Origin of the sequence: Moorena sp. SIO4A5 (genome assembly GCF_010672005.1) — a bacterium.
GTDB lineage: Bacteria > Cyanobacteriota > Cyanobacteriia > Cyanobacteriales > Coleofasciculaceae > Moorena.
This window is the reverse complement of record NZ_JAAHHZ010000056.1, coordinates 38,163-44,286: the sequence shown is the minus strand read 5'-3', so window position 1 is coordinate 44,286 and position 6,124 is coordinate 38,163. Positions and strand designations below refer to the sequence as shown.

Below are 6,124 nucleotides of genomic sequence, written 5' to 3'. Positions count from 1 at the left end.
ATCGAAGAAAAGCAAGTCGCAAAAATAACGTGTTCAAAAGGAATTAGGTGCGCCGTGTACTTGGAGACTTGTTCGCACGGTGCTTAGGGGGCGAAGCGGGGGCAACCCCGCCGACCTACCCAATCCAGCCAAGCTCAACTGCATCAAGCAAACTAAGTCCCATCCCTTTCAAGTAACGCGCGGTACGACGCAACAATACTGCCTGAACCTCGGTCTTGTTCATATACCGAGTAATTTCGAAGTCCGTACCCCGAGCAAGGATGTTCAATGCAGCATTGTGGTCAGCCTGCAACACGACCCCATTGAATCTGGTAAAACTGTCTCCGCTCCGCACCCCCAACAGGGTTCCGGTCACGGAGTCAATTTGCGACGTGTAACTAGGCTGGACTTCTGTGACAACTGACCCAGTCCAATTAGCCCACTTCTGTAAGGAGTCCCGCATTTCCCCCTTCATCCAACTATTCAGTTTGCGGGACATGGTTTTGGACTGGCGTTTATTTTTTATTGGTTGTGTTAAATCTTCCGCAAAAACTTTCAACGATTCACCATTGAAAAGAGACTTAGAAGCGGCTCCTATAATGGCTTTAAGTTCCGATTGGTCTTGCCTATATCGCTTATTTTCCGCCTTTCTACCAAGATTATTCTTCAGTATTCGAGCAGATCTAGATGGATTGAGTTCCTCTAGCTTTCTATGAAGTGCCCATAGTTTCCCTCTCTTGCGATTCTTGGCACATATTCGTTTCTGTTTCTTGGTAGTTTCTTTCCCCAGTCCCTTCCCATGTGCGTGACCATCCGAATCATAGAAAGCTTCGGTGTATCCCTTGTCTACTCCTACACTCTTGAGTTCCGATGGTATTTCTACGGTTCCATGGTCTACTAGAAAATGAATCTCAAATCTTTGCAAAACGTGATTATGTATCAACCGAATCTGTCCTTTCAGTTTTCGGTTAGATCTAACGATTACCTTGTTCCTTTTTCCTCTTCTCAACCCAGCTAACTCTAACTGATAAGTGTTGCGAGAAAGTTGCTTACAGGTATAACCTCCCTGTTGATAGACTATTTGGTTCTTAACCCAAGAATGCCCACGTTGGTATTCCTTCCTGACGAACCTGTGTAGTAGAGGATTTTCTAGGAAAGCTAAAGTTTTGAGCTGTCTACAAAGCTCTTTTCTTCTCTTTTGGTTGTATGTACCAGAGAACCTTTTGTAAATCCTTTTGACAACTGCCTCAGTGCAAGCTGCTTGTTGGGCTGTGATTGCTTTCGCTACATCACTGACCGTCCATTCCATTAGTTTTGAAGGTAGTCCCAGGGATTCGGGAGTCCTAAAACTCCTTACTTCTGGGTACGCCTTTTTCCAATCTAGTCCCCAATGGTTAATACTTCCCAGCTTGTTGTAGGACTCAGCCCTGACGATACCCAGCTTTTTCATTACCTGCAGCAATTCAAGTTCAACCGACTTTGTCATCCCTGCCACAGGGACGACTTGAGTCGATATCCTTTTTGTTACTCCTTCTTTTCTTGGCATCGTTAGAGCTGGGTTCTACACTTCTATTATACTCTAGCGCTAAGGAAATGTCAATATCCATTTTGTGGTATTAAATACCGATTTATCCCTATTTTTAAGGGTTTAATTGCGAGGCGAATTAAATTCGCCACGGGTCGCACCTGAGGTACACAGGATTTTTTCCCTATTCCCTATTCTCTATTCCCTGTTCCCTATTTTAAATGGCTCCATGACCCAAAGCCAAACCAGCAACCAGCATCCCTAGTACCAAAAACGGTTGCGCACTAGCCTGGTATTTGACATCATTTTTCAGGGGGTCACGAAGAAAGTACATATCTTGGAAGGTGATTTGGGGGATGATTAATAGGATGAGAATAGCAGCGTAGAGCTTCTGATCAATGCTGATTAAATAACCAGCAATCCCTGCTTGAAATACATCAATCATCACCACACAAATCCAAGCTGCTGTGGTAACACCAAACATGACCGGTAGGGATTTTAAGCCCAATTCGCGATCGCCTTCCACACTCTTGAAATCATTAACTACTGCAATACCTAACCCTGCCAGGGAGTAGAACAGGGTCAGAATCATAATAGTCAGGTTAAGATGACCAAATAAGCCATGACCTGCCCACCAAGGAAGGGCGATATAGCTGGCACCGAGAGCATAGTTTCCCAGCCAACCATTTTTTTTCAGTTTCAGGGGTGGGGCAGAATAGATATAGGCTAGAAAGGCACCGCCTAGGGTAAGACAGGTGAGTGTGGGAAATTCATGACCAGCCCAAACATCGAGTCCGTAGCTAAGAGCGATACCTGCTAGGAGTAGCACCACAATCTGGGTGATCACCTGGGGGATAGAGATGGCTCCTGATGGGATAGGACGGTAAGGTTCATTAATGGCGTCGATTTCGCGGTCATAGAAATCATTCAGGGTTTGGGTATACCCTGCCATCAACGGACCAGAAAGCAACATACAGGCGGCGGCCATCAGAAGGTCTTCGAGTGTCCAAGTGTAGCCACCGGAGGAAGCAGCACCACACACTACCCCCCAGATCAGGGGTATCCAGGTAATTGGCTTCATCAACTGCAGGCGAATCTTCCATAGGTTGCTTTCACCAGGAGCTGCGCCTTTCATACCCAGTAGCTGACGGGTTTTGGCACTTTGTTCAGTTAGATTTTCTTCAGCCATAGCAACTACCTAGAATGAAATTATCAAATAGCCATCTTGAAACTTAGCCCCTTTCACGGATTGACCACTAAGTTGTGGAGGCAGCAGGATATTATGCCGTTGATCCCCCGCTTCAACGGTGACTTCTGGACCGTATTGGGTGAGTTTCACCTGCTTTTTGTTAAAACCTGGTAAGAATAAACGAACGTTGCGACCAGGAATGTCGATAGTCATAGGTCTGGGTGCCTGGGATGCCTGTTTAAAATCTGGCAGGGCATCGATCAGGGATTGCCAATCTTCCCCTGGTGGGGAAGTGGGAAGAGTATTAACGACTAGAGGGGCAAATTCCGATTCTATTGCTGGGGTTACCGGGGTTTGGTTTACCAGCACACCACCGACAGTAACACCCACTTGTTGGGCACTACCCCACAGATACTTGGCTGTGGCAATGGCTAGGGGGTTATCGGTAGTGACCAGATAGGATGCGACCCGATTGGGATCTGCGATCGCATTTTTTCCCTCCTCCAACATATTGTTGGCCTGATTCGTTGATTCACCAGCAAAGTCCTCACTCGTCCATGACACATTTAGAATGGCGCTAGTGACTGGTTGGATAAAGGGGGAAATGGCTTTGCCCAGGTCAGAATCTGCCATGACTTGGCGAAATCTACGACTATACCAACTGATAATTTCTGGCATTCCCAACATTCTCAGGGTAGCTTGAGAGCCGGTGCCATCGTAGATGATCGCGTCATACTGACCGCTTTGGTAGTACTCCCGAAGGGCGTTGAGGGCTAAAGCATGATCCATCCCCGGTAAAATGCCCAGTTCTTGACCATAGACATTTTTTAGGGTAGGCGATCGCAAATATTGCTCCTCTAGCTTTTTGACATCTTCCCAGCTGCGTTCCAGTAGTACTGTAGTCATTAGCTGTACTACCCGGAGGTTAGGACTTATTTCCACCGGGTCAGACGTTGGGGATAGCCCCAGCAGCAGTCCAAAGCTAGGACTTGGGTCTTGTCCTACCAGTAGCACTCGTTGACCGAGGCTCGACAGCTGCTTAGCGGCAGCAATTGCCACAGTAGTGCGACCTGTGCCGCCTTTACCCAGAAATGTTAGAATCCGTGCCATAGTGCAAGTCTCGTGCCTCGGTGCGATCGCGTTTATTAAAATCTAGTCTACGATTTTCAATTCATCCTCAAAGAACCAGGTAGAGCTGTTGTCCTCAAATTTCACCGTTACGCCCACTCCACTGCCATCGGTCATTTTATAATCTGTGATCGTGCCTATTTGTCCCAGTTTATTTGCGATGTTGTTGCCTACCCGGTCTCTTAGACGAAACACTTTTACTTTTTGCCCAATTTTCATTGCTACTAGATCATACGATAAACCACCCCTCAGTTTACCGGAATCTGTCGCGATCGCATCAGGGAAAACTGTCATAAGTTCCACTGTTGCCCCTGGGACTGATATCAAGTCCGGTTGAATACCCATAATCTAAGGAAGTGTCGGAAGTGTCGGAAGTGTCGGAAGTCTGCGCGGGTAGTCTGAGGGGGGTAGAGGTAGCTGCCTCTTGCCTCTGTTCACTACTCCCTACTCCCTACTCCCTACTCCCTACTCCCTTTGCTATACAAGTTTGTTATCAATAATTTTATCGAAATTATAACCATGTTATTTGATGAACCTTACTATATTGCGATTAATCAAGCCCGCTGGGCTGTAGCGGAAAACATTCTCAATCAGCTTAGACTCAATCAGGGATTAAGTTTCACCACTTGCATTGACGTCGGATGTGGTCCTGGTTGGTTTTCTAAAAAGCTAGTGAATTGGGGAGTAAATGTAATTGGTTTAGAGGGGAGACAAGAACTTGTTGAAGAAGCGAGTAAACGGGTAACTGAAGCTAATTTTTATCAGGTTGATGTTGAATCTACCCCACAGATGTCTCAATTTGCTGGAGCAGACTTAGTGTTTTGCTTCGGCTTGCTCTATCATACAGAAAATCCATTCAAAGTCATTCGTAATTTGCAGTTATTAACCAAAAAAGTGTTATTTATTGAAAGTATGAATGTCCCCTTAAATGAACCAGTTACCTATCTAGTTGAAGAAGGCAAAAATGAAACCCAGGGGTTAACCTACCATGCCATGATTCCTAGCCGAAGCTGCTTGCTGAAAATGCTCCAAGTTTCAGGATTTCCTTATCTATACGACTATCAGGGTTATGTAGACCATGAAGATTTCTGGGAAACGGAGACCAAGCACCAAAGACGCCGAATATTTTTAGCATCTACAGTAGACTTACAAGTCAGTGATTTAGTTCCCTCACCCGAGATTGTCACACCAAAGTATAATTTTGCTAAACAATAACTAGACGAGTTTACGAATTAATGGATAGTCAGGAAGAGCATTTACCTAGCCATGAGTCCATAAATGAGTTGGATAAGATGGAGATTTATCTTCAGGTATTCCACCATTTTCTGCCTCAGGCGATGGATTTTCCCAACTTGGCGGTACCCTACACCTTGTTTTTGCGATCGCTTCGAGAAAAACTCCATCCAGCAGGGGTCCGGGATATCCAAGCAGTGAATTTGCCATCAGGCTTGACATTCCACGTTGATGTCGGGGATCGACTGGGGTGTGACTTTTACTATGGCCATTACCAAGAATACTTTGATGCCCAACTCTTTTTAGGTCTGCTGGATGCCAATTCCATTGTGCTAGATGTAGGAGCAAACTTTGGTTACTACGCCGTATCATCAGCTACAAAATTAACTCCCAGCGGTTGTGTTCATGCCTTTGAACCTAACCCAGATGCCTACCAGCTTTTACAACAGAATGTAGAAGTTAACCACTTACAACAGTTAGTTTCTTGCCATGACCTATGCATCGGTGCTGAAGATGGAGAAACAGACTTTTATATTACCCAGGAATCCGCATTTAGTGGTATGGATGATACTAAGCGGTCTGTCTTGCGTGAAAAGCTCAGAATTCCAGTGCGTAGTCTAGACTCCATACTTCCAGAGTTGGGATTATCCCAAATAGATGCTATCAAGATTGATGTAGAAGGATACGAATTTGCGGTATTAAATGGTGCTATGGAAACCATTCAGCGCTCACCAAATCTAGTGATCATGATGGAAGTGAGTGCCAAGAATCTAAATGAGCAGCGACGGGAAGCATTGATGTCCTCGCTGGTGAATCTTTACAATCAAAACCTCCGGGGCTGGATCGTGGATTCTAACCCAAGAGTACTAAAATCTATACCAACTCCAGAAGCAGCACTAACATTAGGGAGTGCAACAAGCGCTAATTTATTCCTAATGGTTTCTGGCTCAGAGCGTGAACATCAATTGAATAAAGTCTATCATAATTTACAGACACAGGAAGATAGTAATCAACTAAAAGAACCTGATATTTTTTCTATAAAAAGCCTGTCACATCGGGGGCTTGGGTAA

7 protein-coding genes are annotated in these 6,124 nt (G+C 45.3%); 3 read left to right on the top strand and 4 right to left on the bottom strand.

The window, feature by feature from the left end; all coding sequences use genetic code 11:
• Positions 1-115 precede the first annotated feature (115 nt).
• The 4 genes from F6K57_RS18405 to F6K57_RS42065 all read right to left on the bottom strand — a co-directional run bounded on the left by F6K57_RS18405 (position 116) and on the right by F6K57_RS42065 (position 4,166).
• Positions 116-1,525: a zinc ribbon domain-containing protein gene (locus F6K57_RS18405; RefSeq protein ID WP_293069782.1), complete on the bottom strand. Its 1,410-nt coding sequence runs from the start codon at positions 1,523-1,525 to the stop codon at positions 116-118.
• A gap of 196 nt (positions 1,526-1,721) precedes the next feature.
• Positions 1,722-2,693 (bottom strand): chlorophyll synthase ChlG, encoded by a 972-nt coding sequence (gene chlG, locus F6K57_RS18400; protein WP_293069780.1) that lies wholly within the window; start codon positions 2,691-2,693, stop codon positions 1,722-1,724.
• A 9-nt stretch (positions 2,694-2,702) separates the two neighbouring features.
• Positions 2,703-3,803 (bottom strand): ArsA family ATPase, encoded by a 1,101-nt coding sequence (locus F6K57_RS18395; RefSeq protein WP_293069778.1) that lies wholly within the window; start codon positions 3,801-3,803, stop codon positions 2,703-2,705.
• Positions 3,804-3,845: 42 nt separating this feature from the next.
• Positions 3,846-4,166, bottom strand: a complete 321-nt coding sequence (locus F6K57_RS42065; protein WP_364303448.1) for a DUF2862 domain-containing protein — start codon at positions 4,164-4,166, stop codon at positions 3,846-3,848.
• 20 nt (positions 4,167-4,186) lie between these two features.
• Between F6K57_RS42065 and F6K57_RS18385 the strand changes: the two genes are divergently transcribed.
• Genes F6K57_RS18385 through F6K57_RS18375 form a run of 3 tightly spaced genes read left to right on the top strand, consistent with a single transcriptional unit; the run spans position 4,187 to position 6,124 of the window.
• Entirely contained in the window at positions 4,187-4,321 is a 135-nt protein-coding gene (locus F6K57_RS18385) for a hypothetical protein (protein ID WP_293069776.1), read from the top strand.
• Positions 4,322-4,340: 19 nt separating this feature from the next.
• Positions 4,341-5,036, top strand: coding sequence for a class I SAM-dependent methyltransferase (locus F6K57_RS18380; protein ID WP_293069774.1), 696 nt, complete (start codon positions 4,341-4,343; stop codon positions 5,034-5,036).
• Positions 5,037-5,056: 20 nt separating this feature from the next.
• The gene (locus F6K57_RS18375) at positions 5,057-6,124 is read left to right on the top strand and encodes an FkbM family methyltransferase (RefSeq protein ID WP_293069772.1); all 1,068 of its coding nucleotides are present in this window, start codon (positions 5,057-5,059) and stop codon (positions 6,122-6,124) included.